Source organism: Burkholderia sp. lig30 (assembly GCF_000687455.2).
GTDB lineage: Bacteria > Pseudomonadota > Gammaproteobacteria > Burkholderiales > Burkholderiaceae > Burkholderia.
In genome coordinates this window covers 1-26658 of the sequence record NZ_JGVW01000136.1, presented here as the reverse complement: position 1 = coordinate 26658, position 26658 = coordinate 1, and the positions used below count along the sequence as shown (strand labels likewise).

The following is a 26658-nucleotide window of genomic DNA, read 5'->3' as shown; positions in this document are numbered from 1 at the left end:
TACCGCGAGAGCGCGCTCTCGATCAACGCGGTCTGATCCTGCCGCCGGACGTGGCCCGGCAGGGCGCCGCCGCGGATGCGCGGCCCGTTGCGCCGAATGCACCCCGAACGCCGGACGCGAGCCCGGCCTTCGGGGTGTTTTACGTCAACACCAACTCGCTTGCAAAAATCGGCCTGACCATAGATTTTTCATGCGCGCCGCGACGGCACGCACGTTACCGGTCGACGAGCCGCTTCGGCACCGACAGCGCAAGCAGGCCACCGAGCACCAGGAACGCGGCGAGCATGTACATGCCCGCGTCGTTGCGCGACGTCGCCTGCTTCAGCCAGCCCATCAGGTACGGGCTCAGGAAGCCCGCGAGGTTGCCGATCGAGTTGATCATCGCGATGCCGGCCGCGGCGGCGGTGCCGCCGAGGAACGCAGTCGGCAGGCTCCAGAACAGCGGCAGCGTCGTCAGGATGCCCATCGTCGCCAGCGTGAGCCCGACCATCGCGAGCGTCGTCTCGTGCGCCCAGACGACCGACAGTACGAGCCCGAGCGCGCCGAACGCGGCCGGGATCGCGACGTGCCAGCGCCGTTCGCGCCGCTGGTCCGCGCTGCGCGCGACCAGGATCATCGCGACGACCGCGGCCGCGTACGGGATCGCCGACAGCAGGCCGATCGCGAACGCGTCGGTGACGCCGGTCGCCTTGATGATGGTCGGCAGCCAGAAGCCGACGCCGTACAGCCCCATCACGAACGAGAAGTAGATGAGCGCCATCAGCCACACGCGCGGGCTCGACAGCACGGCACCGATCGGCGGGTCTTCCTTCGCCGCTTCCTCCGCGCGGATGTTGCGCTCGAGCAGCGCCTTTTCGTCGTCGGTGAGCCAGCGCGCGCGTGCGATGCGGTCGTCGAGCGCGAAGAACACGAGCACGCCGGCGAGCACCGACGGAATCCCTTCGAGCAGGAACAGCCACTGCCAGCCGTGCCAGCCGTTCAGGCCGTCAGCCGCCTTCAGGATGTAGCCGGACACCGGCCCGCCGATCACGCCAGACAGCGCGACGGCCGTCATGAAGAACGTCGTCATCCGTCCGCGGCGGTGCGCCGGATACCAGTAGGTCAGGTAGAGGATCACGCCGGGAAAGAAGCCGGCTTCGGCGACGCCGAGCAGGAAGCGCATCACGTAGAACATCGCCGGCGTCGTGACGAACATCATCAGCGCGGAGATGAGGCCCCAGGTCACCATGATCCGCGCGATCCACACGCGCGCGCCGACCTTGTGCAGGATGATGTTGCTCGGCACTTCGAACAGGAAGTAGCCGAGGAAGAAGATGCCGGCGCCGAGGCCGTAGACGGTGTCGCTCAGGTTCAGGTCGGTCACCATCTGCAGCTTGGCGAAGCCGACGTTGACGCGATCGAGGTACGCGACCACGTAGCAGAGCAGCAGGAGCGGCGTGAGCCGCCACGAGACCTTGCGGTAGGTCGCTTCCTCGAATGCGCCGGATGCGCCCGGCAGCGAATGTGCGGATATTGCCATGTTGTCTCCTGCGAAGCGGTGATTGGTATGGCTGGCAAACCGGGCTAGATGCAGCGTCCTCCGTCGACTTCGAGACAGACGCCCGTGATGAATTCGGCTTCGTCGGACGCGAGGTAGAGCGCCGCGTTCGCGACGTCCTGCGGCGTCGAGAAGCGGCCGAGCGGGATCGTCGCGAGAAAGCGCCGGCGATTCTCGGGCGTGTCGTCGCAGCCCATGAACTCGGTCATCAGGCCGGTCTCGCCGAGCACCGGATTGACGCAGTTCACGCGGATGCGGTCGGCGCCGAGCTCGGCCGCGAGCGACTTGCTCGCGGTGATCATCGCGCCCTTCGTGCTGTTGTACCAGACGAGGCCGGGGCGCGGCCGCACGCCGGCGGTCGACGCGACGTTGACGAACACGCCGCCGCCTTGCGTGCGGAAATACGGCACGAGCGTGCCGACGCTCCAGAACAGGCTCTTCATGTTGACCGCGTACACGCGGTCGAACTCGTCTTCCGTGACGTCGAGCACCGGCTTGTTGCGGTGCGTGGTGCCGGCGTTGTTGACGACGATCTGCACCGCGTGGAAATCGTCGAGCGCGGCCGCGAGGAGCGCGCGCCAGTCGTCGCGCTTCGACACGTCGCCCGCGACCGCGATCGCCTTGCCGCCCGCGAGTGCGATTTCGCTCGCGACACGCTCGGCCGCCGCGCCGTTCAGGTCGTTGACGACGACGTTCGCGCCTTCGCGCGCGTACGTCTTCGCGATGCCTTCCCCGAATCCCGAGCCGCCGCCCGTGACGATGGCCGTCTTGCCGCTCAAGCGCATGGTGTGTCTCCTGATCGTTGTAAGTGGAATGCCCGGCGATGCCGCCGATACCAGCTATCCAGCTATCCAGCTATCCAGCTATCCAGCTATCCAGCTATCCAGCTATCCAGCTATCCAGCTATCCGACGCGGCGACTTCAGCCGTGCCGGATCGCGATGGTCTTCAGCAGGGTGAAACCGTAGAGTGCCTCGAAGCCTTTTTCGCGGCCGTGGCCGGAATGGCCGACGCCGCCGAACGGCAGCTCGACGCCGCCGCCCGCACCGTAGTTGTTGATGAACACCTGGCCGGCGCGCACGCGGCGCGCGACGCGCAACTGGCGCGCGCCGTCGCGCGTCCAGATGCCCGCGACGAGCCCGTAAGGTGTGCCGTTCGCCAGCGCGACGGCTTCGTCCTCGTCGGCGAAGCGCATCGCGGCGAGCACCGGCCCGAACACTTCTTCCTGCGCGAGCCGGTGTGCCGGCGGCACGTCGCGCAACAACGCGGGCGCCAGGTAGAAGCCGCCTTCGGGCGCATCGGGCACGATCTGGCCATGCCCGGCCATCGGGATGCCGTCCTGCTGCGCGCCGGACAGGAAATCCCGGACGCGCTGCCGCTGCTTCGCGTTGATCAGCGGCCCGCAATCGAGATCCGCGCAGCTCGGGCCGACGCGCAGCCTGTCGAAGGCGGCCGCGAGCCGCTCGACGAGGGGCTCGTAGGCCGCGTGCTCGATCAGCACGCGGCTGCCCGCCGAGCAGGTCTGGCCGCCGTTCTGCACGATCGCGCCGACGAGCACCGGCAGCGCCGCGTCGGGATCGGCGTCGGCGAACACGATTTGCGGCGACTTGCCGCCCAGTTCGAGCGTGACGGGGACGTGGTTTTCCGCGGCCATCCGCGCGACCAGCGCGCCGGTCGCGGGCGAGCCGGTAAACGAAATGTGGTCGATGCCGGGGTGGCGTGCGAGCGCCGCGCCCGCTTCGTGGCCGTAGCCGGTGACGAGGTTGAGCGCGCCGGCGGGCAGCCCGGCCTCGGCGGCCAGCCCGGCGACGCGCAGCAGCGACAGGCAGGCGTCCTCGGCGGGCTTGACGACGCACGCGTTGCCGGCCGCGAGCGCCGCGCCGACGCTGCGCCCGAAGATCTGCATCGGGTAGTTCCAAGGCACGATGTGGGCGGTGACGCCGTGCGGCTCGCGCACCGTCAACACCGTGTAGCCGGCCTGATAGGGGAGGGTTTCGCCGTGCAGCTTGTCGGCGGCGCCCGCATAGAATTCGAAGTAGCGCGCGAGCGCGGCCGCATCGGCGCGGGCCTGCGACAGCGGCTTGCCGGTGTCGCGCGCCTCGAGGCTCGCCAGCTCGTCGCGGCATGCGGCGACGAGCATCGACAGCCGGTAGAGTACCCGGCCGCGCTCGGCGGCGCTCGCCGCGCCCCATGCGCCGGCGAACGCGTCGCGGGCCGCGGCGACCGCGCGCTCGATGTCGCCGGCGGTGCCGCGCGCGATCGACGCGAACGGCTGCCCGTCGGACGGGTCGACGACCGGGATCGTGCCCGGTTGCGCGGGCAACGTCCATTCGCCCGCGATGTAGTGCCTCGCCTCTTCCATGCCTGCTCCTGTCGAGCCGAGTCGGCGCTTTGGCGCTTGGTCGGGTTCCATGCTTCGCGCATCCCATGCAACGCTGCGTGTCGTTCGGTGGCCGGACGGTCAGCGCGATTATCGCGCCGATCGTCATTCGGGCGCCACTGGTCGATTGGCTATAATGGCGCAATCTTTCCGGGCAGACCGGCGGCGGAGTACCGGCCGCGGCGCGCCCTGGCCCGCATTCCACTCCACCAACTGAGAACGCTCATGAGCTTCAGCAATGTTCCGGCCGGCAAGGACCTGCCGCAAGATTTCAACGTCATCATCGAGATTCCCGCGCAAAGCGACCCGGTGAAGTACGAAGCGGACAAGGAGCTGGGCCTCCTCGTCGTCGACCGCTTCGTCGGCACGGGCATGCGCTACCCGGTGAACTACGGCTTCATCCCGCAGACGCTGTCGGGCGACGGCGATCCGGTCGACGTGCTCGTGATCACGCCGTTCCCGCTGCTGGCAGGCTCGGTCGTGCGCGCGCGCGCGGTCGGCATGCTGCAGATGACGGACGAATCGGGCGTCGACGCGAAGCTGGTCGCGGTGCCGCATGACAAGGTCTGCCCGATGACGGCGAACATCAAGTCGATCGACGACGTGCCCGAGTACCTGAAGGATCAGATCAAGCACTTCTTCGAGCAGTACAAGGCGCTCGAGAAGGGCAAGTGGGTGAAGGTCGAAGGCTGGGCGGGCATCGATGCCGCGCACAAGGAAATCACCGACGGCGTCGCGAACTTCAAGAAGTAAGCGCCGCGCGAGCGCCCCGGCCGCGACGGCCGGGCCTCATGCGAAACCGCGCGTGTCTCCTCAGGAGGCCGCGCGGTTTTGTTTTGTGCGCGCGGTGATGCGCGCAGGGGCGGGGCGGCCGGATGCGCGCGCGGTCCGGCGGGCGGGGCGTCGGGGCCGCGCGGGTTCGGCGGCAGGCGACGGTTCGACGATGCCCGCCGCCGCGTCTGCGCGATCGCCGGCCTCATCGGCATCGACGTCGGCATCGACAACCACCGGTATCGCGGGCAGCACCGATTCGAGCGTCCGCACGCCGGCCGCCAGCTCGCGCTTCTGCGTGGGCGTCAGCCGCTTGACCCAGTATTCCGCGCTCGACGCGCTCGACCGGTTGGCGAGCGGGAACGACGCGAGCACCGCGCGTGGTTTGCGCGAGCGCGTGTAGCGCGCCCCCTTGCCGGCTGCGTGCTCGTCGAAACGCGCGGCGACGTCGGTTGTGATGCCGGTGTAGACGCTGCCGTCGGCGCATTCGATCAGATACAGATACCAGGACATGAAGGGGCGGCGGGATGCGAAGCCGCCAGTGTCGCAGAAAACGCGCGGAGCGAGCCGGCGCTAGCGCTCGCCGTTCTTGAACGGATTGTGCTCGTGCAATTCGTCGACGTACGCGTGGATGTGATTCGTTTCCCGTTCGAGGAAGTGCGACACGGCATCCGAGAACGCCGGATGCGCGAGCCAGTGCGCGGAACGGGTGACGGTCGGCAGGAAGCCGCGCGCGAGCTTGTGCTCGCCTTGCGCGCCGCCCTCGAACGTGTCGAGCCCGGCCTCGATGCAGAATTCGAGCAGCTGGTAGTACGCCGTCTCGAAATGCAGGCACGGCACCTGCTCGACCGCGCCCCAGTAGCGTCCGTACAGCGTGCCGCCGCTGCCGCCTTCGCCGCGCTGGTAGACGGCGAGCGCGCTCGCGATCGGCCGGCCGCCGGATTCGGCGATCACGAGCAGGAGGTTCCCGGGCATCGTGTGGCCGATCGTGCGGAAGAATTCGAGGTTCAGGTAAGGGCTCGACACATGCTCGCGGTAGGTTTCCTTGTAGCAGCGCGTGAAGAACCGCCAGTCGGCATCGGTGATCGCGTCGCCGCTCACGCGCCGGAACGTCACGCCGGCATCGCGCACCTTGCGCCGCTCCGCGCGGATGTTCTTGCGCTTCTTCTGCTCGAGCGTGCCGAGAAAATCGTCGAAGTCGCGATAGCCGTCGTTCAGCCAGTGAAACTGCACGCCTTCGCGCAGCATCATCCCCATCGACTGCAGCAGCGTCGCTTCCGGCTCGGTCGGGAACAGCACGTGCAGCGACGACACCTCGCTCTGCCCGGCGAGCGCGAGCAGGGTCGCCGCGAGCTGGCAGCGCGCGCTGTCGTCGGCGGCGAGCAGGCGCGTGCCCTGCACCGGCGTGAACGGCACCGCGCACAGGAGCTTCGGGTAGTAGGACAGGCCGTTGCGCTGATACGCGTCCGCCCACGCCCAGTCGAACACGTATTCGCCGTAGGAATGGCTCTTCAGGTAGACGGGCGCGGCGGCCGCGAGCCGGCCGGTGCGCGCATCGGTCAGCGTGACGAAGCGCGGCGACCAGCCGGTCTCGTCCACTGCGCACCGCGCGGTGTGCAGCGCCGACAGGAATTCATGGCGCAGGAACGGCGTCGGGTGCGCGGCGCGTGCGAGCAGCGCGTTCCATTCGTCCGCGTGCACCTCGGAGGGAGCCGACAGGATGCCCGTGCGATAATCGAAGCGTTCGTGTTTCAACCGTGTGAATCCGTTCCGTTCGTTGGATGTCGCCGGTCGTGCGCCGCACGCCCGGGACCTTTTCGTCAGCCGTTCCTGCCGCAGCCGCCGGGCTGCGCCGATCCCGTCATGAAGACCCGTATCGCTCTCGCTCAAATCAACGTCACCGTCGGCGACTTCGCCGGCAACGTCGCCAGGATCGTCGCGGCCGCCCGTGCCGCGCACGACGATGGTGCGCAACTGATGATCGCCCCCGAACTCGCGCTGTCCGGCTATCCGCCCGAAGACCTGCTGCTGCGGCCGGCGTTCTACGCGGCGTCGGCGGCGGCGCTGGCCGACCTGGCCGCGCAGCTCAAGGCGTTCGACGGCCTTGCGGTACTGGTCGGCCATCCGCATCGCGAGGGCGCATCAGGCGTCGATGGTAATGCAAACCGCCCGATCGAGCGCGGCGTGCCGCCGTCCGACACCTACAACGCCGCGTCGCTGATCGCCGGCGGCGAGATCGTCGGCACCTATCGCAAGCAGGACCTGCCGAACGCCGAGGTGTTCGACGAGAAGCGCTACTTCGCGACCGACGCCGAGCCGTTCGTGTTCGACCTGAACGGCGTGAAGTACGGCGTGGTGATCTGCGAGGACGCATGGCATGCGTCCGCCGCGCAGATCGCGAAGGCGGCCGGCGCGCAGGTGATCCTGATCCCGAACGGCTCGCCGTACCACATGAACAAGGAAGCGGTGCGCATGGACATCGTGCGCGCGCGGATCCGCGAGACGGGCCTGCCGATGGTGTATGTGAACCTCGTCGGCGCGCAGGACGAGCTGGTGTTCGACGGCGGCTCGTTCGTGCTCGACACCGCGGGCGAGCTGGTCGCGAAGATGCCGCAGTTCGAGGAAGGGCATGCGATCGTCGAATTCGACGGCGCCCGCCCGCTGCCCGCCGCGATCGCGCCGGAGCTGCCGCTCGAGGCGCAGGTCTACCGCGCGCTCGTGATGGGCGTGCGCGACTATATCGGCAAGAACGGCTTCCCCGGCGCGATCATCGGCCTGTCGGGCGGCGTCGATTCGGCGCTGGTGCTGGCGATCGCCTGCGACGCGCTCGGGCCGGAGCGCGTGCGCGCGGTGATGATGCCGTCGCGCTACACGGCCGACATCTCGACCACCGACGCGGCCGACATGGCGCGGCGCGTCGGCGTGCGTTACGACGAGATCGCGATCGCGCCGATGTTCGACGCGTTCCGCACGTCGCTCGCGCGCGAATTCGAAGGCCGCGCCGAAGATGCGACCGAGGAGAACATCCAGGCCCGCATCCGCGGCACGCTGCTGATGGCGCTGTCGAACAAGTTCGGCTCGATCGTGCTGACGACCGGCAACAAGAGCGAAATGGCGGTCGGCTACTGCACGCTGTACGGCGACATGGCGGGCGGCTTCGCGGTCATCAAGGACATCGCGAAGACGCTCGTCTACCGCCTCTGCCACTACCGCAACCGCGCGCCGGAATTCGCGACGCACGACATCATCCCGGAGCGGATCCTGACGCGCGCGCCGTCCGCCGAGCTGCGCGAGAACCAGACCGACCAGGACAGCCTGCCGCCGTACGACGTGCTCGACGCGATCATGCGGATGTACATGGAGGAAGACCGCCCGCTCGCGGAGATCGTCGCGGCCGGCTACGCCGAGGCCGACGTGCGGCGTGTCACCCGGCTCATCAAGATCAACGAGTACAAGCGCCGCCAGGCACCGATCGGGATTCGCGTCACGCATCGCGCGTTCGGCCGCGACTGGCGTTACCCGATCACGTCGCGCTTCGCCGAAAGCATCGATTGACGCCGCGCGCGTCGTAGAATCGGCCTCGCGTCTTTATCATCCACACGAGCATCGAGGGACAACACCATGAAACGCATTACCGCCATCATCAAGCCGTTCAAGCTGGACGAAGTCCGCGAGGCGCTTGCCGAGGTCGGCCTGACGGGGCTGACCGTCACCGAGGTGAAGGGCTTCGGCCGCCAGAAAGGGCATACCGAGCTGTATCGCGGCGCGGAGTACGTCGTCGACTTCCTGCCGAAGATGAAGATCGAGGTGGTCGTCGCGGAAAGTCAGGTCGACCAGGTCATCGACGCGGTGATCGGCGCCGCGCGCACCGGCAAGATCGGTGACGGCAAGATCTTCGTGTCCGACGTCGAGCGCGTGATCCGCATCCGCACCGGCGAGGAGAACGAAGCGGCGGTGTAAGCGCCGCGCGCGGCCGTTGCCGCTCGCGCGCCCGATAACAAAACGGTGCGATGCCCTGTCGGGCACCGCACCGTGTGTGCGTGTCGCTGCGGCGCGGTCAGGTAGCGCCGCTCGCCGCGCCGGCCGGCCGCGCGCATTGTGCAGCCGGGCCGGTCATGGGGCTGGCCTTACTTGAGGCTGCCCGACAGGAACTGCCGCAGGCGATCGCTCTTCGGTTGAGCGAACACTTCGGCGGGCACGCCTTCTTCCTCGACGCGGCCCTGGTGCAGGAACATCACGTGGTTCGAGACATTGCGCGCGAAGCCCATCTCGTGCGTGACGACGACCATCGTCCGGCCTTCCTCCGCCAGCTTCTGCATCACCTTCAGCACTTCGCCCACCAGCTCCGGGTCGAGCGCCGACGTCGGCTCGTCGAACAGCATCACGTCCGGATGCATCGCGAGCGCCCGCGCGATCGCCACGCGCTGCTGCTGCCCGCCCGACAGGTGCGACGGATACTGCTTCTCCACGCGCGGCGCGAGCCCGACCTTCTCCAGGTATTCGCGCGCGCGCTCCTCGGCCTCGCGCTTCGGAATCCCGAGCACGTGCACCGGCGCTTCCATCACGTTCTCGAGCACGTTCATGTGCGCCCACAGGTTGAAGTGCTGGAACACCATCGCGAGCTTCGTGCGCACGCGCTGCAGTTGCTTCGGGTCGGCGGGCTTGAGCGCGCCCGTCTTGTCCTGCGCGGTGCGCACTTCCTCGCCGTCGACGAAGATGCGGCCCGCGTTCGGCTGCTCGAGAAAGTTGATGCAGCGGAGCATCGTGCTCTTGCCGGAGCCCGACGAGCCGATCACGCTGATCACGTCGCCCGCGTTCGCCTTCAGCGACACGCCCTTGAGCACCTCGTTGCTGCCGTACCGCTTGTGCAGATCGTCGACGAAAAGCTTTTGAGTCTGGGAATTCATCAATAGTCCTGGCGAAACTTACTTGCCTTGCGGGCGCAGATACGCGAGCCAGCGGCGCTCTGCCTGGCGGAACAGCCACACGAGCGTAAACGAGATCGCGAGATAGAGCAGGGCGGCGATGCCGAATGCATGGAACGACATGTAGGTCGCCGAGTTGACGTCGCGGGCGATCTTCAGGATGTCCGGCACGGTCGCGGTGAACGCCACCGTGGTCGCGTGCAGCATCAGGATCACCTCGTTGCTGTACAGCGGCAGCGCGCGGCGCAGCGCGGACGGCAGGATCACGCGGCGATACATCGTGAAGGTCGACATCCCGTACGCGCGCGCGGCCTCGATCTCGCCGTACGACGTCGCCTTGATCGCGCCGGCGAAGATCTCGGTCGTGTACGCGCAGGTGTTGAGCGTGAACGCGAGCAGCGTGCAGTTCATCCCTTCGCGGAAGAATGCGTCGAGCATCGGCGTGCCGCGCACCGCCTGCAGGCTGTAGAGGCCCGTGTAGCACAGCAGCAGCTGCACGTAGAGCGGTGTGCCGCGAAACACGTAGGTATAGAGCCACACCGCGCGCGAGAGCCATTTCTTCTTCGACACGCGCGCGACCGACAGCGGCACCGACAGGCAGAAGCCCAGCCCGATCGACACGGCGAGCAGCCACAGCGTGATCGCGACGCCGGTGGTGCGGTAGCCGTCGGTGTAGAGATAGTTGCGCCAGTATTCTTGAATCAGTTCGATCATAGGTCTGCCTTCCGGACGCCGGTCGAATAGCGCTTCTCAAGCCACATCAGCACGAAGTTCGACACCGTCGTGATGGCCAGATAGATCGCCCCCGCGAGCAGGGTGAAGAAGAAGAACCGCAGCGTGCCCTTGCCCGCGTCCTGCGACGCCTTGACGACGTCGGCGAGGCCGATGATCGACACCAGCGCGGTGGACTTCACGAGCACCTGCCAGTTGTTGCCGATGCCCGGCAGCGCGAAGCGCATCATCTGCGGAAACATGATGCGCGTGAACACCTGCCAGTTGGTCATCCCGTACGCGCTGCCCGCCTCGAGCTGGCCGCGCGGGACCGACAGGAACGCGCCGCGGAAGGTCTCGGTGAAGTACGCGCCGTAGATGAAGCCGAGCACGAGCACGCCGGCCGCGAACGGATCGATGTCGATCTGATCCCAGTTCATCACGTCGGTCAGCTGGTTCAGCCAGATCTGCAGGCTGTAGAACAGCAGCAGCATCAGCACCAGGTCGGGGACGCCGCGGATCAGCGTCGTGTAGGCGGTGCCGAGCGCGGACGTGACGCGGCTGCGGGACAGTTTCGCGGCCGCGCCGACGAGACCCAGCAGGAACGACAGCGCGAGCGAGAGCACCGCCAGTTTGACGGTTTGCCAGGTGCCTGCGAGGATCAGCGGGCCGTAACCTTGAAGAAACATATGTGGTCCTTGACGGCGCACCGGGTGCGCCGCGAAAGACGCGCCCCGCGGTAGTTGCGGGACGCCCCGTGCGTATCATGACCGCCCGCCCCGGCAAGGGCGCCGGGCCGGCCCGCCGCGGGCGGCGAACCAGGGCGCGGGCGGCGCGTGGTTGACTGCTTCGACGGCTCGAACCCGGTGCGCGCCCGCCGAGGCGGCGCGTACCGGGTTCGAGCCGTCGCGGCGCTTACTTGGCCGAGGCCGAATAGACGCTGAATGCGAAATACTTGTGCGACAGGCGGTCGTACGTGCCGTCCTTGTGCATCGATGCCAGCGCCTTGTTCAGCATCAGCTTCAGGTCGGTGTCGTCCTTGCGCAGGCCGATCGCGGTGCCGTCGCCGATCGTCTTCAGGTCCTTCACCTCCGGTCCCGCCCACGCGAAGCCCTTGCCGCGCGCGGTCCGCAGGAAGCCGTAGTCGGCCTGCAGCTCGTCCTGCAGCGCGGCGTCGAGCCGGCCGGAGCCGAGGTCGGCGTAGACCTGGTCCTGGTTCTGGTAAGGAATGATCGTCACGCCCTGCGGCTCCCAGTATGCCTTCGCGTAGGTCTCCTGGGTCGAACCCTGCTCGACGCCGACGCGCTTGCCCTTCAGCGACGCGACGGTCGGCAGCAGCGGCGAGCCCGTCTTCGCGATCATCCGCGCCGGCGCGTCGTACAGCTTGTCGGAGAAGTCGATCTGTTCGCGGCGCTTGTCCGTCACCGTCAGCGACGACACGATCATGTCGTATTTCTTCGCCTTCAGCGCGGGAATGATGCCGTCCAGATCCTGCGGCACCCATACGCATTTCACGTTGATCCGCTTGCAGATTTCCTTCGTGAGATCGACGTCGAACCCGACGATCTCGCCGCTCGTCGCGGTCGACTCGAAAGGCGGGTAGCTGGCGTCGACGCCGATCCGCACGGTCTTCCACTCCTTCGCGAAGGTGCTGCCCGCCACGAGGGCGAGGGCGGCGCACAGGGCGGCCTTCTTCATTTCCATCCTTTTGTGACTTCCCGGGGCGGCGCGCGCGGCCGGTAGGGCCGTGCGCTGCGCCGTATTCTAGATAGCCAAAATTCGTCGTTCGGCGGTTTGTCGGCGGCAACCGCCAGGTCGGCGGGCGCCAAAAGCGCGGTATTTTACCCGAACGCGATACCCGGGCAGCGATGAAACGCGCGCGCGGCGGAATCCGTTGGCGCGGGACGACGCCGCCTGGCGCGAATGGCCGTCGTTGTTGCGCGAATCGCGCCAGTGGATCGGGTCGGGGTGGGGGATTGGTGCCGTGGATGCAACGATGTGGGCGCGGCGCGCGGACCGCCCGGGGCGATACGGTGGGGTTCGCACGCGGCAACGGCGTCGGCGTACCGCCGTCCGGCCGGGCGTGAGGGGGCGAGCGTGAAGAGGGATGCGTGAAGAGGCCGGCGTGAGAGGCGGAGCGTGAGAGACGGGGCGTGAGAGGTCGGGCGGACGCCGCCGCCCGCCCCTCGGGCCGCCTCGCGCGCGGCGGGGCGGCCGGCGCCGGCTTACTGCGCCGGCGCCGAGGCGGCCTTGTCCGCCTGACGGTGCTGCTCCCAGCGCTCCTTCATCTTCTCGTGGCGCTGCTCCATGCGCGCGAACTGCTGCTTGATCGCGGTGCTCACGGTCGTCTTCTGCTGGTCGTTCAGGCCGTTGTAGAACGCGAGCCATGCGGCCGACGTCTGCGCGCGCCATTGCGTGTGCTGCTGCTCGGCCTGCTCGCGGGCGGCATTCATCGCGTTCAGGTCGAGGATCGGCTGCTTCTGCTGTGCCTGGAACTGCGCGCGCATCTGCTCGTGGCTCTTGCGCATTGCTTCGCGGTCCTGCTTCATCGTGTTGACCGCGGTCTGCCATTGCTGCTCCTGCGCGGCGCTCAGGTTCAGTTTGTCGTGCAGGTGCTCGATCACGCCGAACGGGCCGCCGTCGCCCATGTGGTGATGCATGCCGGGGCCGCCCGGCGGCGGCATGTCGGCCGGCGGTGCGGCGTGGGCGATGCCGAATGCGAGCGAGAGCACGGCTGCGGCCGCGATGGCCACGCGAGACGTCTTCTTATACATTTCAGAAACTCCTTGTCGAAAGGGCCGGCGACGCGGCGGCGGGCGAAACCCGGTGCCGCATCCGGTAACACGCAGGTTAGCGAAGCGCCGGCCGTCCGTTGTTACGCGCCCCGGCCGAGCGATTACCATGCATTACAGTTGCCTTGCGCCGTAACCCGCAGTAACCCTTTCTGCACTTTGTTTCGTCTTTGCGGCCGCCTTCGAGCGGTAAACTTCGAGCCATGACTACTCAGATCCTCATCGTCGACGACGACCAAGAACTGCGCGACCTGCTGCGCGACTACCTCGTGCGCCAGGGCATGGAAGTGTCCGTGCTGCACGACGCGGTGTCGCTCGAGAAGCGCCTCGAGCGCGAGCGCCCGGACCTCATCGTGCTGGACTTGATGATGCCCGGCGTCGACGGCCTCACCGCGCTGCGGCAGCTGCGCGCGACCGGCGACGACATCCCGGTCATCATGCTGACCGCGCGGGCGGACGACGTCGACCGCATCGTCGGCCTCGAGCTGGGCGCGGACGACTATCTCGGCAAGCCGTTCAATCCGCGCGAGCTGCTCGCGCGCGTGCAGGCGGTCCTGCGCCGCCGCCGCACGACGCCGTCGGCGGCCGCGCCCGAGCAGCGCGAGCCGTACTGTTTCGGCCGCTTCGTGCTCGACTTCCAGGCCCGCACGCTGTCGGCCGACGGCCGGCCGGCGACGCTGTCGAGCAGCGAATTCGCGCTGCTGAAGATTTTCGTGAACCACGCGCTACGCACGCTGACACGCGAGCGTCTGCTGGAGCTGCTGCACGGGCCGGAATACGACGGCACGGACCGGGGCATCGACGTCCAGGTGTGGCGCCTGCGCCGCATTCTCGAGTCGGATCCGTCGGCGCCGCGCTTCATCCAGACCGTGCGCGGGCGCGGCTACGTGTTCGTGCCCGACGGCGAGTCCCATGCGCAACCCCATTGATTCGCTGTTCGGGCGGCTGGCGCTGCTCGTCGTCGGTGTGCTGCTGCTGTCGCACTTCGCGTGGTATTTCGCGATGCGGCTGGAGCGCAACCAGCTGCAGACGCGCTATGCGGTCGAGGAGGCGGCGTTTCTCGTCGATGCGGTGCGGCAACACGTCGCCCGCACGCCGGATCAGCCGCTGCCGTCGCGCGTGCGTCTCGTCGCGCCCGGCAGCGCCGACGTGCCGAATACCGGCGCCGATGCCGATCTGCCCGCGCCGCTCAAGCGGTTCCGCGACGACGTGAGCGAGCGGATGCCGCCCGGCACGCGCGTCGAGATCGGCGCGCCCGGGCGGCCGCCGCAGCTGTGGGTCAAGGAGCCGGCCGATCCCGCCTGGATCGTGGTGCCGGTGCAGCCGCTGCGGCCGCCGCGCTCGCTCGACCGGATGGTCATGTGGCTCGCGACGATCTTTTCCGCGGGGGTGATCGCCGCGTTGTTCGCGGCATGGCAACTGCAGCAGCCGTTGCGCTCGCTTGCGCGCGCGGTCGCGCGTTTCGGCCGCGGCCAGACGGTGCCGCCGCTGCGCGAGCGCGGCCCGCGCGAGCTGCGCCAGCTCACGCACGGCTTCAACCAGATGGTGGAGCAGGTGTCGCGTGCGGAAAACGACCGTTCGGTGATGCTCGCCGGCGTCGCGCACGATCTGCGCACGCCGCTCGCGCGGATGCGCCTGCGCGCGGAGATGATGGAGGATGCGCGGCTGCGCGACGGGGTGGTGCGCGACGTCGACTCGATGTCGCACATCGTCGACCAGTTCCTGGTGTTCGCGCACGGCGGCTCGGACCGCAGCGAGCCGGTGCCCGTCGACCAGGCCTGCGAGCGGATCGCCCGCACCTATCGCGCGGTCGCGCCGAATGCGCCGGCGGTCGAGATCCGTCTCGACGCGGGCAGTGAGTTCCTCCTGCCGACCGCGACGCTCGACCGGATCCTGTCGAACCTGCTCGACAACGCGCATGCGTATGGCGCGCCGCCCGTCGTCGTCGCGACCGAGCGGACCGCGGCGGGTTACGTGCTGACGGTCGCCGACCACGGCGGCGGCATCGCGCCGCGCGACCTCGCGGCGGCCACGCGGCCGTTCGTGCGGCTCGACCCGGCGCGCGGTGGCAACGGCCACAGCGGGCTGGGGCTCGCGATCGTCGAACGGCTGGTTCAGCGCCTCGGCGGCACGTGCGAGATCGGCAACCGGCCGGAGGGCGGCCTGTGCGTCGCGATGTCGTTTTCGTACGATGTGGTGCCGAAGCCCGTGCCGAGCGAGCGGGTGGCGTAGGGCCGGCGCAAGCCCGTCATTCGCATGAACCGGCCCCGGGCGCGGAGCGCCGGCCCGCCCGCCACGGGGGCCATGCGCGGGCTCACTCGCCGAACAGCGTGCTGAGCGTTTCGGCGGCGTTGCTGTCGATCGTGTTGTAGGTCACGCTGCTTGCCTCGAAGATGTACAGCGTCGTGTACTTGCCAAGGCGATCAAGGATGGCGTCCTGCAGCGACTCCGGCACGATGTTCATGTTCAGGTACCAGGCCGTAGACGACAGGCGCGTCTGGAACGAGCCGTATTCCTGCATCAGCTCGTAGAACGCGTCGGCATCCTGATCGCGGCATACGATCACCAAGTTTCCTGCCATTCATCCCTCCAGCTCGTCTGTCGATCAATCCACATGGGGCCAAACCCGATCATAACCGTTTCGACGCGTCGCGCCGCGGCCGAAAGCGAACGGTTTGCGCGCGCGACGCCGCGGGCGGGTTCCCGCGCGGGCCGGATCGCGGCATAATTCCGCCCTGCACGCCGGCCGGGCGACAGCGGGTCGGCCATCATTCTCGTGCCGATTCGTCCGTCGCCTGCCCGTTTCGGGGCCGATTTGCCCGCGGCCATGGACGATCTTCATCGTCTTGATCCGGAAGGTTGTGCCTGAAATACAGGTTGTAGTAGTGTCGTGCCGTCGTGGGAGCGACGCGGTCCGTCGCTTTGCGGCGCTCTCGCGCAGCGTGCGCGTGGCGTGCGTTTTCCACCGTGATTCAACACGAAATACCGCGCCCGAGCGCTTTGCCATGAGTCAACATCGTTTGCCGGTCTCATTCTTCGATTCGTTCGGCCTTGCCGGGGAGAGCGTCTGATGGATCTCGGTTTCAATCCGAACCGGCTCGCCAGCGCGTCCGCGTGGCGGGTCCTGCCGAACCGCTGGGACTTCATCGCGTTCCCGCTGATCATCTGCCTGATCGCGATGGCCGTCGTCGGCTTTCACGAGACGATGGCGCCGATCGCCACGCTGAACACCCAGAAAATCTCGCTCGATCCATCGAGCCTGCCCGAGTACGCGCTGCGCACGACGCTCCGGATGCTGGCGGCGATGCTCGCATCGCTGACGTTCACGCTGGTCTACGGCACGCTCGCTGCGAAGAGCCGCCGTGCCGGCATGGTGCTGGTGCCGATCCTCGACATCCTGCAATCGGTGCCGGTGCTCGGCTACATCTCGTTTACGGTGACGTTCTTCCTCGCGCTGTTCCCGAGCCGCGTGCTCGGCGCCGAGCTGGCCGCGATTTTCGCGATCTTCACGAGCCAGGCGTGGAACATGACGTTCAGCTTCTACCAGTCGCTGCGCATCGTGCCGCGCGATCTCGACGAAGTCTCGCGCGGCTTCCACCTGACGTCGTGGCAGCGCTTCTGGAAGCTCGAGGTGCCGTTCTCGATGCCGGGCCTCATCTGGAACATGATGATGTCGATGTCGGGCGGCTGGTTCTTCGTGGTCGCGTCGGAAGCGATCACGGTCGGCAACCATACGATCACGCTGCCGGGGATCGGCGCATATCTCGCGCAGGCGATCTCGGACAAGAACCTCGGTGCGGTCGGCTGGGTGATCCTCGCGATGACGATCGTGATCCTCGCGTACGACCAGCTGCTGTTCCGGCCGCTCGTCGCGTGGGCCGACAAGTTCCGGATGGAGACGACGAGCTCGGGCAACGCGCCTGAATCGTGGCTGCTCGATCTCGTGCGCCGCACGCGCCTGATCCATCAGTTGCTGGTGCCGGCCGGCTGGTTCCTCGCGAAGGCGGCGCGCATCCCGTTGCGCCTGCCGCTGTCGGGCAGCGTGCGCTTCACGCTGCCGCGCGTCGAGAAGAAGGCGTCGCTTGCCGCCGACATCACGTGGGCGATCCTCGTGCTTGCCGGCACCGCGTACGTGGTGTGGCGCGTCGTCAGCTTCGTGTCGACCGGCGTGACGATGGGCGAGGTTGGCCACGTGCTCGTGCTCGGCCTGATCACGCTGCTGCGCGTGATACTGCTGATCGCGATCGCGTCGGTGATCTGGGTGCCGATCGGTGTGTGGATCGGGCTGCGGCCGGCGGTCGCCGAGAAGGTGCAGCCGCTCGCTCAGTTCCTGGCCGCGTTCCCGGCGAACCTGCTGTTCCCGGTGTTCGTGATCGTGATCGTGCGTTTCCACCTGAACGCCGACCTCTGGCTGTCGCCGCTGATCGTGCTCGGCACCCAGTGGTATATCCTGTTCAACGTGATCGCCGGCGCGACCGCTTATCCGAACGACTACCGCGAGGTGGCGACGAACTTCCGCATCCGCGGCCGGCAGTGGTGGCGGCAGGCGATCCTGCCGGGCATCTTCCCCTATTACGTGACGGGCGCGATCACCGCGTCGGGCGGCGCATGGAACGCGAGCATCGTGTCGGAGTTCGTCCAGTGGGGCGACACCAGGATCCAGGCGCACGGCCTCGGCGCGTACATCGCGCAGACGACCGCCGCCGGCGATTTTCCGAAGATCATTCTCGGCATCGCGGTGATGTCCCTGTTCGTCACATTGTTCAACCGCCTGCTGTGGCGCCCGCTGTATGCCTTCGCCGAAGCGAAGCTGCGGCTCGACTGAGACTGATTGAGAGCGAAACGCGATGCAAAATCCGAATGCTGTAAACGCCCCCGTTCAGATGCCCCCGCGTCTCGGCGAGGAAATCCTGCGTGTCGACAATGTCAGCCGGGGCTTCAACAAGACGCAGGGCGAACTGCTCGTGCTCGACGGCGCGAACCTGTCGCTGCGCGAAGGCGAGATCGTCGGCCTGCTCGGCCGCTCGGGCTCGGGCAAGTCGACGCTGTTGCGCATCATCGCCGGCCTGATCGAGCCGACGGGCGGCGAGGTGAGCTATCTCGGCAAGCCGCTGCAAGGCCCGGCCGACGGCGTCGCGATGGTGTTCCAGACCTTCGCGCTGTTCCCGTGGCTGACCGTGCTGCAGAACGTGGAAGCGGGCCTCGAGGCGCTCGGTGTCGGCGCGCGCGAGCGCCGCGAACGCGCGCTCGCCGCGATCGACCTGATTGGTCTCGACGGTTTCGAGAACGCGTATCCGCGCGAGCTGTCGGGCGGCATGCGCCAGCGCGTCGGCTTCGCGCGCGCGCTCGTCGTCGATCCGACGCTGCTGCTGATGGACGAGCCGTTCTCCGCGCTCGACGTGCTGACGGCCGAGACGCTGCGTACCGACCTGCTCGACCTGTGGACGCAGGGACGCATGCCGATCAAGTCGGTGCTGATCGTCACGCACAACATCGAGGAAGCGGTGTTCATGTGCGACCGGATCCTCGTGCTGTCGTCGAATCCGGGCCGCGTGATCGCCGAGATCAAGGTGCCGTTCAAGCATCCGCGCAACCGTCTCGACCCGGCGTTCCGCCGTCTCGTCGACGACATCTACGCGAAGATGACGGCGCGCCAGGTCGGCGAGGCGACGAAGAAGGGGCTCGAGCTCGGCAGCTGGCTGCCGCAGGTGTCGACCAACCTGATGGCGGGCCTGATCGAGACGCTGGCCGCCGCGCCGTATCACGGCCGCGCGGACATGCCGGAAATCGCGCGCACGCTGCACCTGGAGGTCGACGATCTGTTCCCGATCGCCGAAGTGCTGCAATACCTCGGTTTCGCCGACGTGCGGGAAGGGGACGTGTTCCTCACGCCGCCCGCGCGGGTGTTCGCCGAGTTCGGCACGCAGGAGCGCAAGATGATGTTCGCCGAGCACCTGCTGCGGCACGTCCCGCTCGCGGCGCGGATCAAGAAGGTGCTCAACGAGCGCCCGGGGCATCGCGCGCCGCGCGTGCGCTTCGAGCAGGAGCTGGAGGATTTCCTGTCCGACAGCGCCGCCGAGGAAACGCTCGACGCGGTGATCGACTGGGGCCGGTATGGCGAGATCTTCTCGTACAACGACCAGACCGAGATCTTCAGTCTCGAGGACGTCGAGTCCTGATGTTCGCGCCGGGCCGTCGCGCCCGGCATCGGCCGCCGTGCCCCACCGCGCACGGCGTGCCCGTCACTGCAGGTTGCCCCAGCGGTCCACGGCCGGTTCCGCCGACGCCCATTTCCAGCGCGGCCCTTGCTGGCACACGCTCGCGAAATACCAGTCGGCCCGCGCGCCGTCCTTCACCGAGAACGCGATTTCCTTGCAGAGCGCGAGCGGCGTCGAGTACGCGCGCATGACTCGCACGTCGCCTTCGCCGTTCTCGAGCGGAATCGCATTGCTCACCTTCCACGCCCTGACTTCGCCGACCGCGAGACCGCCGGCCGCGTGCGCGATCGCGTCCTGCTGGTTCTGATGGAGCTGCCGCATGGTGCGCTTGACCGCTTCGTCCGTGGCGGACTGGACGGCGATGCCGACACCGATGCCGACGGCCGGATTGGCCGTCACGAGACCGGTCGCGGCGCCCGCCAGCGCGCCGCTCGCCGCGCCGACCGAGCCGCAGCCCGACAGCGCCGCGCCGGCCGTGGCAAGCGCGCCGAGCCAAGCGATGCGGATCGCGATGCTCATTGCAGCGCGCCCCAGCGCTCGGTGGCCGGCTCGGCCGACGCCCACTTCCAGTACGGGCCGTCCCGGCAGATCGTCGCGACGAAGAACGACGATTGCGATGCGGCATCCTGCTTCGCCGGATAGTCGACCGAAAACACGATTTCCTTGCAGTCGAGCGGGCCGACGCTGATGATCCGGCTGACCGTCACGCGGCCGCGTTCGTCGTCCTCGATCGGGAACGAATGGGTGGCGGACCACGGTGCGATGCCGCCGACATCGAGCGGCCCGGCGGCTTTGGCGATCTGCACCTGCGTGTAGCGATGCGCGACGCGCTGCGAGTACTGGACGCCCGCGCGCGCGCCGGCGACCGCGCCGAGGCCGATGCCCGTCGCGACCGCGGCATTGTTGGTGACCTTGGCCGCAACCGCGGCGCCCGCGACGCCGGCGCCCGCCGTCGCGCCTTCGCTGTAGAGCGAGTTGCAGCCGGACAGCAGCGCGGCCGTCGCGGCCGCGGCCAGCACGATGCGAGCCGGCATGGCCCGGCGCCGCGATTCGAAGTGTTGGTTCATTCCTTCCTGGGGGCGAGTCCTGTCCGGGAGCGGGACGCATGCACGCCCACGCGCCATTCATTGTTTCGCCATTGTCCGACGAGAACTGCAAGCGATTGACAAATGGCCTGCGCACGGCGGCCGCGCATGTGCGCAGGCAATTGTGGCGTGGATCGCTTGAGAAGGGTCGAATCGTTACAAATTGAAGGGATTTGCCGCTTCGATGCGTGCGGATCGCGTCTAGACTCGATTGTTATGGAACGTTTCAACCGCGGCGACGCACCGCTCTGAACATGAGACACCCCGCCATGCGCCGTTCACGACGGCACAAGCACCTCGCACCCGACGCACCGGCGAGCCGCGTGCGGCCGGAGGCCGATACGTCTTCGGCCGAGGCGGCCGGCGCACCCGCCGACGCGCCGCACGACGGCGACCGCAACCAGGGCGGCACCCGGGCGGAAGGGCTCGACTATCAACGCGACCTCGGCGTCGAGCAGGATGCGTGACGTCGCGCGCTAGGTCGACACGTTCGGCGGTGGCGCGGCGATGCGCAGCGTGCTGACGAGCGCCGCGACGGCGGCGAACGCCGCAGCCACGTAGAGCGCGAGCGTCGGCCCGTGCGCGGGCGCGACGCCGAAGATCAGCGCGACGAGCGCGGCGCCGAGCGTCTGGCCGGTCAGGCGCGCGGTACTGAGCATGCCGCCCGCGCCGCCGCTGCGTGCGCGCGGCGCCGACGACAGGATCGCGCGGTTGTTCGGCGACTGGAACAGCCCGAAGCCCGCGCCGCACAGCGCCATGCGCCAGACGATGTCGAAGGTTGCCGGATGCGCGCCGATCGTCGCGAGCGACAACAGGCCCGCCGCGAACAGCGCCAGCCCGATGCCGCCGAGCATGCCTGCCGAGTAGCGGTCGGACAGCACGCCGGCCAGCGGCGCGGCGACCACGATCACGAGCGGCCACGGCGTCATGAAGAGGCCGGTCTGCACCTGCGAAAAGCCGAGCGCGTTCTGCAGCCAGAACGGCAGCGCGACGAACGCGAGCATCTGCGCCGCAAACGACGCGATCGACGTGCCGATCGACAGCGTGAAGAGCGGAATGCGAAGCAGGTCGACGGGCAGCAGCGGCACTTTCTGCGTCAGTTGCCGCTTCACGAAGAAGTAGCCGATCACGACGGCCACCGCCAGTTCCACGGCGACGTGCACGTGGCGTTCGCCGTGGCCGAGCCCGTCGACCGCGACGATCATCAGCCCGAACACGCATGCGTTCATCAGCGCGCTCGGGATGTCGTACGGCGCGTCGTGCACCGGATTGGCGGGCAGCGCGCGCAGGCTGCCGGCCACGGCGGCGATGCCGATCGGCACGTTGATCGCGAACAGCCACGGCCACGTCGCGAGCGACAGCACCGCCGACGCGGCGGTCGGGCCGATGGCCGACGACAGCGCGACGACCATCGCGTTGATCGAGACGCCGCGTCCGAGCATCGAGGTCGGATAGATGTTCCGCACGAGCGCGGAATTGACGCTCATGATGCCCGCGGCGCCGAACCCCTGGATCACGCGCATCGCCGCGAGCGACGTCAGCGAGCCCGACAGCGCGCAGCCGAGCGACGCCGCGGTGAACAGCGCGAGCCCGCCGATGTAGATGCGCCGGTAGCCGATGCGCTCGCCGAGCGACGCGAGCGGCAACAGCGAAATCGTGACGGCGAGCTGATACGCGTTGACGATCCAGATCGAGGCGGCATCGGACGCGTGCAGGTCGCGCGCGATGGTCGGCAAGGCGACGTTGGCGATGGCACCGTCGAGCACGGCGAGGGTGATGCCGAGCGCGACGCAGACGATCGCCCAGTAGCGTTGCGGAAGCGGCAGGCCGGAATCGGCATTCATGGCGGAACGGAAGGCTGGTCGGCCCCCGGCCGGTCGGGCTGACAGGTTGCGAGCGCAACCATTTGGCCGGGCCGGGGGCGGCGGAAATCGGCTGGAGCGTGTCCAGCCGGACGGCTTACTTCAACTGGTAGAGACCGGTGAATTCCGCTGCCGCGATCTGGTTCAGGTGAATCATGAAGCGGGCAATCGCGTTGGTCGTGTCCGGCGTGATCGGCAGGCTGTCGACGGACAGCGCGTGCACGCGGAACACATAGCGGTGCGGCTTGTCGCCGCGCGGCGGCGCGGCGCCGCCGAAGCCTTCGTCGCCGTAGTCGTTGCGGACCTGCACCGTGCCGTTCGGCAACGCGGCGCTGCCGGCGGCGCCCGCGCCTTCGGCGAGGCCCGTCGTGCCGGCCGGGAGGTTCACGGCAACCCAGTGCCAGAAGCCGCTGCCGGTGGGCGCGTCGGGATCGTAGCAGGTCACGGCGAAGCTCTTCGTGCCGGCGGGTGCGTTTTCCCAAACGAGCGCCGGGGACACGTTGCCGCCGTCGACGCCGAAGCCGGCGTGGTTGTACTCCTGCGCTTTCGGCATGAAGCCGTTCGCCGGAAATGCGTCGGTCCGGAGCCGGAACTCAGCCATGGGGCCTCCTTGTAGGGGTGGACAGGGTGAAAGGCGCCGGCCGTGCGATTGCGCTGCCGCGCCGGCGCGAACCGGCCGAGTGTATCACCGGGTCGCGAAACGCGACGGCGTGGCCGGTCGCGTCGCGCGCGGCGTCATCCTTCGAAGTCGAGGCCGCCGATCAGGACGAGCGCCTCGGCCTGCGTGCGGGAGCCGAGATCAAGGCCGCGCGCGCCCTGCCACGCGTCGAGCTTCGCGGGCAGCGCCGCCAGGTAGTGTTCGAAGCGCGTCGGGCCGTCGGCTTCCATCAGGCGTTCGATCTCGTCGGTGTCCCAGGTCAGCTCGAGGTTCAGCGGGTGCGTGTAGCCGCGCACGTGCTCGCTCGACGTGCTGCGCACGCGGACCTGCGTCGGGTGGCCGTGCCCGTGGTAGGGCACCACGTCGGCCTGCAGCCAGCCGTCGGAGGTGTCGGCGATCGTGCGGGCGATGCGAGGCGCGAATTCGGTATCGAAGCGGCGGGCGGTTTCCGGGCGCATGAAGTGTCTCCTTGTGCCGAAAATCGTAGCATGGCGCTCCGGTCTTGCGGGACTCCCGATCATCCGCCAGTCGACGTAATCGCGCGTTACCACTTGCTGCATCTATTACGGCCGCGGGCAACCACAATGCATCGCATCCCGTACCGCTTCTCGTGGGAGCGCATCATGAAGCAGCTCGCAGCAGTGTGTGTCCTTGCAGGTTCGCTGGCCGTCGCCGGGCCGGCATCCGCGCACGATCGCGATGGCGCGATCCTCGGCGCGCTGATCGGCGGCGCCGTGCTGGGCGCGCTTGTGACGTCCGCGCTGAGCCAGCAGTCGGCGGTCGCGTACCCGCCGCCGGTTGCCGAGGCGCCGGACTATCCGCCGGCCGCGTATCAGGCGCCGGCGTATCAGGCACCGGACTATCAGGCACCGGCGTACCCGCTGCCCGTCTACGACGCGCCCGCGTATCAGCAGGCGCGGTATCGGGATGGTGACGGGTATGGTGCGCCGCCGGCCGGATATTGCTACGACCGCTATCGACGCGCTTACGTGGGATGTGCGATGCCGATGCCCGACGGCTATCGCGATGCGCCGCCGCAGCCGGCGGGCTGGTGAGCGCGGCAACGCGCCGGATTGACGGCACGCCGCGCCTCCGTGCGCCGGCGTGCCGGCCGTAACCGGACGCGCGGTGGCGGGCGGATACAACCGGTTGCAAATGCGTCAGTTACGGCCGCCGCGGCCGCCGTCGCCGCGCCCGGCACCGCCCGGGCTCCAGTCGTTTCCGCGATCGTGGCCGTGCCCGCCGCGATCCCCGCCGTGGTGCCCGTCGCGGCCGCCACGGTGGAATTCATGGTGGCGGCCCAGATCGCGCCCGCCGCCGCCCTCGATGTCGATCGCGCCGTAGGCGGGCCCGTAGGCCGGGCCGTAAAGGTAGCCGGTGTCGGGATAGTAGGCCGGGCCGTAACCATATCCGTAGCCGTAACCCGTGTCCGGCGCGACGACGCAGCCGGCCATCAACGTGACGATGCCGGCCGCCGCAGTGAGCTTGATCATGGCAATCTCCGTCGTTTGGAGTAAGAAACGAGGGCAGGCCTCGGAGTTCGGCCGCAATTGTGTCGCGAAATTACAGTCTCGTAAGGTCGGATCAAGGAAACGCGCATCGGCGGCTGTTAACATGCGGAACCGTCCGTCACTCAGGAGCACACCGATGAAGACCGCCTTCCGCGCTGCACTGGCCGCCGTTTGCCTGACGACCGCCGCCGTGTGTGCGGCCGCGCCCGCCGATGCCGCGGGTGTACCGGCCGAAGCCATCAAGATGTTTCCGCCGCCCGCCGACGGGCAGCAGCGCATGGTGATCGGATTGCCCGCGCTCGGTGACGAGGCCGACGCGCGCGTCGAGCTGATGGTCGGCAAGACGCTGCAGGCCGATTGCAACCAGCACTGGTTCGGCGGCGAACTGACGGCCGAAACCGTGCAGGGCTGGGGCTACACGTATTACCGGCTCGGCGACGTGAAGGGGCCGGTGTCGACGATGATGGCCTGTCCCGGCCAGACGCCGCGCGAGCAGTTCGTGCAGGTGCGCGGCGACGACATGCTGCTGCGCTACAACAGCCGTCTGCCGCTCGTCGTATATGTGCCGGACGGGTTCGAAGTGCGCTATCGCGTCTGGCGCGCGGCGCGCGAGGCCGGCAAGGCGATCAGGCAGTAAGCGTCGGGGCGCGCGGTGCAGATGCCGCGGTGGCAGCGGTGACTGCGATGAGGTGACACGCGCCGCAGCATCTGGATGCGGCGCGTACAAGCGGCTGCCAATGCACGGCGTGGGGCGCGCGCCAGGCGCGGGCTGGCCGCGTGGTCAATGCGTGTCGCGCACGAACACGGCGGCGATGTCGTCCGCGTAGATGCGCCGCCATCCGGGCAGCGTCGCGGCCATCGCCGCGGCTGCGCTGTGCGCGTCGAGCAGTGCCCAGCGAATCCGGTACTGTTCGACGAGCCGTTCGAATGCGGCGCGGTCCGGCTTCAGCGCGTCGAGATACGCGAACATGAACGCGTCGCCGTACATGTCGGAGCGGCCGTCGACGAACGGCCTCACGTGGTTGAAGATCAGATAGCCGCCGAGGCCATGACTGTTGAGCACGGGCTGGTCCCGCAACTCGGCGGGCACCGCCGCGAGCGCGGACGCGGGCGACACGGCGTCGTTGCCGCGCACGATCGGGTGCGCGAAGCGGATCGCGCTCAGCAGTGCCGCGCACGCGAGTCCCGCGACCAGGGTTGGCAGCAGCTCCCGGCCGGATGTCCGCGCGGGGGCGGGCGATGCGGCGCCGAACGCGCGCCCGAGCGGCTCGGCCAGCACGGCTGCGCCGACGATGCCGGCCAGCATCTGGTGCCGGCCATGCCGGTACGCGAGATACGCGAGCCCGGCGAGGATCAGCAGACGCGGCACCGGCACCCGCACGTGTCGCGACACGACGACGAACGCAAGGGCGGCGAGCGCCGGTTCGATCGGCTGGAGCGTCAGGAGATCCATCGGGCGCCACTCGCCGATGCTGACGATGTGCTTCATGCCGGTGAGCTGGATCGGATAGAGCAAGCCGTGCCAGCCGTTCGGCGTGACGAGCGTCGCCGCGACTGCGGCGGCGAAGAACAGGCTCCAGTCGAGCAGGATGCGCCGGGCGTCGCGTTGCCCTGCGTCGCGATATGCATCGAACGCCGCGTCGGCGGCGATCGCCGGAACCAGCGCCAGCCCGAACATGAAGCTGCCGTGCAGGTTCGCCCAGATCAGCATCAGCGGCAGCAGGCGCAGCGGCGGCGCGCGATGGCGCTCCTTCGCCGACAGCAATCCGACCGTCCATATCGCCAGCACCGGCAACGCAATCAGATGCGGCCGCGCGAGCAGGCTCGGGCTCACGCACATCGCGCCGAACGTCAGCGTGAACGCGGCGGCCGGCTGGCGCAGCCAGCGTGAGAGGTAATGCGCGAGGCAGCCGAGAGTGGCCGCGGCTGCGGCACCGAACAGGATCACGAGGCCGTTCCAGCCGCCGGCGCGGTAGGCGAGCGCCATCATCACTTCGGACAGCCATTCGTGCGCGACCCACGGCTTGCCGGCGAACGTGAACGAGAACGGATCGGTGAGCGGGACGGTGCCGTGCTGAAGCATCCATGCGCCGGCCGCGAGGTGCCAGTAGGTGTCGGCGTCGTTCAGCACGGCGGGCGTGAACAGCACGATGCCGAAGCCGATCAGCGCGGCGAGCAGCGGAAAGGACGGCCGGCGCATGGATGCTTC

General features: G+C 68.5%; 28 protein-coding genes. 10 read left to right on the top strand and 18 right to left on the bottom strand.

The window, feature by feature from the left end; translation table 11 throughout:
- Positions 1 to 214: 214 nt before the first annotated feature.
- The 3 genes from LIG30_RS24245 to LIG30_RS24235 all read right to left on the bottom strand — a co-directional run bounded on the left by LIG30_RS24245 (position 215) and on the right by LIG30_RS24235 (position 3898).
- Positions 215 to 1519: an MFS transporter gene (locus LIG30_RS24245; RefSeq protein WP_038716273.1), complete on the bottom strand. Its 1305-nt coding sequence runs from the start codon at positions 1517 to 1519 to the stop codon at positions 215 to 217.
- Positions 1520 to 1563: 44 nt separating this feature from the next.
- Positions 1564 to 2322 (bottom strand): SDR family oxidoreductase, encoded by a 759-nt coding sequence (locus LIG30_RS24240; protein ID WP_038716271.1) that lies wholly within the window; start codon positions 2320 to 2322, stop codon positions 1564 to 1566.
- Positions 2323 to 2458: 136 nt separating this feature from the next.
- Entirely contained in the window at positions 2459 to 3898 is a 1440-nt protein-coding gene (locus LIG30_RS24235; RefSeq protein ID WP_038716269.1) for an aldehyde dehydrogenase family protein, read from the bottom strand.
- Positions 3899 to 4141: 243 nt separating this feature from the next.
- On the opposite strand from LIG30_RS24235, the gene ppa reads away from it, so the two are divergent.
- On the top strand, positions 4142 to 4669 hold the full coding sequence (gene ppa / locus LIG30_RS24230) for an inorganic diphosphatase (protein ID WP_038716267.1): 528 nt from the start codon (positions 4142 to 4144) through the stop codon (positions 4667 to 4669).
- Between the two features lie 60 nt (positions 4670 to 4729).
- Here the strand turns inward: ppa and LIG30_RS24225 are convergent, their stop codons facing one another.
- Positions 4730 to 5200, bottom strand: a complete 471-nt coding sequence (locus LIG30_RS24225; RefSeq protein WP_038716266.1) for a GIY-YIG nuclease family protein — start codon at positions 5198 to 5200, stop codon at positions 4730 to 4732.
- A gap of 60 nt (positions 5201 to 5260) precedes the next feature.
- Complete coding sequence (locus tag LIG30_RS24220; protein ID WP_038716265.1) at positions 5261 to 6442, bottom strand: GNAT family N-acetyltransferase; 1182 nt, start codon at positions 6440 to 6442, stop codon at positions 5261 to 5263.
- Positions 6443 to 6550: 108 nt separating this feature from the next.
- Here LIG30_RS24220 and LIG30_RS24215 point away from each other — a divergent pair, with 108 nt between their 5' ends.
- Both LIG30_RS24215 and LIG30_RS24210 read left to right on the top strand, forming a co-directional pair.
- Positions 6551 to 8242, top strand: coding sequence for an NAD+ synthase (locus LIG30_RS24215; protein ID WP_038716263.1), 1692 nt, complete (start codon positions 6551 to 6553; stop codon positions 8240 to 8242).
- 66 nt (positions 8243 to 8308) lie between these two features.
- Positions 8309 to 8647: a P-II family nitrogen regulator gene (locus tag LIG30_RS24210; protein WP_038716261.1), complete on the top strand. Its 339-nt coding sequence runs from the start codon at positions 8309 to 8311 to the stop codon at positions 8645 to 8647.
- Between the two features lie 167 nt (positions 8648 to 8814).
- Here LIG30_RS24210 and LIG30_RS24205 read toward each other — a convergent pair whose 3' ends face one another.
- From LIG30_RS24205 to LIG30_RS24185, 5 genes are all read right to left on the bottom strand, one after another.
- Entirely contained in the window at positions 8815 to 9594 is a 780-nt protein-coding gene (locus tag LIG30_RS24205) for an ABC transporter ATP-binding protein (RefSeq protein WP_038716260.1), read from the bottom strand.
- Positions 9595 to 9612: 18 nt separating this feature from the next.
- A complete protein-coding gene (locus LIG30_RS24200) occupies positions 9613 to 10326 on the bottom strand; it encodes an ABC transporter permease (RefSeq protein ID WP_038716259.1) in 714 nt (237 codons plus the stop codon).
- Positions 10323 to 11012 carry an ABC transporter permease gene (locus LIG30_RS24195; protein ID WP_038716257.1) on the bottom strand — a complete coding sequence of 230 codons (690 nt, stop codon included), beginning with the start codon at positions 11010 to 11012 and terminating at the stop codon, positions 10323 to 10325. The genes LIG30_RS24200 and LIG30_RS24195 overlap by 4 nt, the downstream gene beginning before the upstream one ends.
- A 226-nt stretch (positions 11013 to 11238) precedes the next feature.
- Positions 11239 to 12021 (bottom strand): ABC transporter substrate-binding protein, encoded by a 783-nt coding sequence (locus tag LIG30_RS24190; protein WP_038716255.1) that lies wholly within the window; start codon positions 12019 to 12021, stop codon positions 11239 to 11241.
- Positions 12022 to 12548: 527 nt separating this feature from the next.
- Positions 12549 to 13097: a periplasmic heavy metal sensor gene (locus LIG30_RS24185; RefSeq protein ID WP_038716253.1), complete on the bottom strand. Its 549-nt coding sequence runs from the start codon at positions 13095 to 13097 to the stop codon at positions 12549 to 12551.
- Positions 13098 to 13318: 221 nt separating this feature from the next.
- Between LIG30_RS24185 and LIG30_RS24180 the strand changes: the two genes are divergently transcribed.
- A complete protein-coding gene (locus LIG30_RS24180) occupies positions 13319 to 14044 on the top strand; it encodes a response regulator (protein ID WP_038716251.1) in 726 nt (241 codons plus the stop codon).
- Positions 14028 to 15347: an ATP-binding protein gene (locus tag LIG30_RS24175; RefSeq protein WP_038716249.1), complete on the top strand. Its 1320-nt coding sequence runs from the start codon at positions 14028 to 14030 to the stop codon at positions 15345 to 15347. The genes LIG30_RS24180 and LIG30_RS24175 overlap by 17 nt, the downstream gene beginning before the upstream one ends.
- An 82-nt stretch (positions 15348 to 15429) precedes the next feature.
- Here LIG30_RS24175 and LIG30_RS24170 read toward each other — a convergent pair whose 3' ends face one another.
- Complete coding sequence (locus LIG30_RS24170) at positions 15430 to 15696, bottom strand: double-stranded DNA-specific endonuclease (RefSeq protein ID WP_038716248.1); 267 nt, start codon at positions 15694 to 15696, stop codon at positions 15430 to 15432.
- Between the two features lie 489 nt (positions 15697 to 16185).
- On the opposite strand from LIG30_RS24170, the gene LIG30_RS24165 reads away from it, so the two are divergent.
- Entirely contained in the window at positions 16186 to 17940 is a 1755-nt protein-coding gene (locus tag LIG30_RS24165) for an ABC transporter permease (RefSeq protein WP_038716245.1), read from the top strand.
- 22 nt (positions 17941 to 17962) lie between these two features.
- Entirely contained in the window at positions 17963 to 19294 is a 1332-nt protein-coding gene (locus tag LIG30_RS24160; protein ID WP_038716243.1) for an ABC transporter ATP-binding protein, read from the top strand.
- Positions 19295 to 19357: 63 nt separating this feature from the next.
- On the opposite strand, the gene LIG30_RS24155 is transcribed toward LIG30_RS24160, so the two are convergent.
- The gene (locus LIG30_RS24155) at positions 19358 to 19852 is read right to left on the bottom strand and encodes a hypothetical protein (protein ID WP_038716242.1); all 495 of its coding nucleotides are present in this window, start codon (positions 19850 to 19852) and stop codon (positions 19358 to 19360) included.
- Positions 19849 to 20400 (bottom strand): hypothetical protein, encoded by a 552-nt coding sequence (locus tag LIG30_RS24150; protein ID WP_038716240.1) that lies wholly within the window; start codon positions 20398 to 20400, stop codon positions 19849 to 19851. The genes LIG30_RS24155 and LIG30_RS24150 overlap by 4 nt, the downstream gene beginning before the upstream one ends.
- A 287-nt stretch (positions 20401 to 20687) precedes the next feature.
- Here LIG30_RS24150 and LIG30_RS24145 point away from each other — a divergent pair, with 287 nt between their 5' ends.
- On the top strand, positions 20688 to 20885 hold the full coding sequence (locus tag LIG30_RS24145; RefSeq protein WP_038716238.1) for a hypothetical protein: 198 nt from the start codon (positions 20688 to 20690) through the stop codon (positions 20883 to 20885).
- A 9-nt stretch (positions 20886 to 20894) separates the two neighbouring features.
- Here the strand turns inward: LIG30_RS24145 and LIG30_RS24140 are convergent, their stop codons facing one another.
- From LIG30_RS24140 to LIG30_RS24130, 3 genes are all read right to left on the bottom strand, one after another.
- Positions 20895 to 22262 carry an MFS transporter gene (locus LIG30_RS24140; protein ID WP_038716237.1) on the bottom strand — a complete coding sequence of 456 codons (1368 nt, stop codon included), beginning with the start codon at positions 22260 to 22262 and terminating at the stop codon, positions 20895 to 20897.
- A gap of 115 nt (positions 22263 to 22377) precedes the next feature.
- The gene (locus tag LIG30_RS24135; protein ID WP_038716235.1) at positions 22378 to 22881 is read right to left on the bottom strand and encodes a YbhB/YbcL family Raf kinase inhibitor-like protein; all 504 of its coding nucleotides are present in this window, start codon (positions 22879 to 22881) and stop codon (positions 22378 to 22380) included.
- A 134-nt stretch (positions 22882 to 23015) separates the two neighbouring features.
- The gene (locus tag LIG30_RS24130; protein ID WP_038716233.1) at positions 23016 to 23396 is read right to left on the bottom strand and encodes a DUF5594 family protein; all 381 of its coding nucleotides are present in this window, start codon (positions 23394 to 23396) and stop codon (positions 23016 to 23018) included.
- A gap of 126 nt (positions 23397 to 23522) precedes the next feature.
- Here LIG30_RS24130 and LIG30_RS24125 point away from each other — a divergent pair, with 126 nt between their 5' ends.
- On the top strand, positions 23523 to 23993 hold the full coding sequence (locus tag LIG30_RS24125) for a hypothetical protein (protein WP_038716231.1): 471 nt from the start codon (positions 23523 to 23525) through the stop codon (positions 23991 to 23993).
- 105 nt (positions 23994 to 24098) lie between these two features.
- Here the strand turns inward: LIG30_RS24125 and LIG30_RS24120 are convergent, their stop codons facing one another.
- Entirely contained in the window at positions 24099 to 24431 is a 333-nt protein-coding gene (locus LIG30_RS24120; protein ID WP_038716228.1) for a hypothetical protein, read from the bottom strand.
- A gap of 154 nt (positions 24432 to 24585) precedes the next feature.
- On the opposite strand from LIG30_RS24120, the gene eco reads away from it, so the two are divergent.
- Positions 24586 to 25086, top strand: a complete 501-nt coding sequence (eco, locus tag LIG30_RS24115) for a serine protease inhibitor ecotin (protein WP_038716226.1) — start codon at positions 24586 to 24588, stop codon at positions 25084 to 25086.
- A 144-nt stretch (positions 25087 to 25230) separates the two neighbouring features.
- On the opposite strand, the gene LIG30_RS26895 is transcribed toward eco, so the two are convergent.
- Positions 25231 to 26658 (bottom strand): hypothetical protein (locus tag LIG30_RS26895; RefSeq protein WP_038716224.1); only part of this gene is annotated, 1428 nt, incomplete at its 5' end.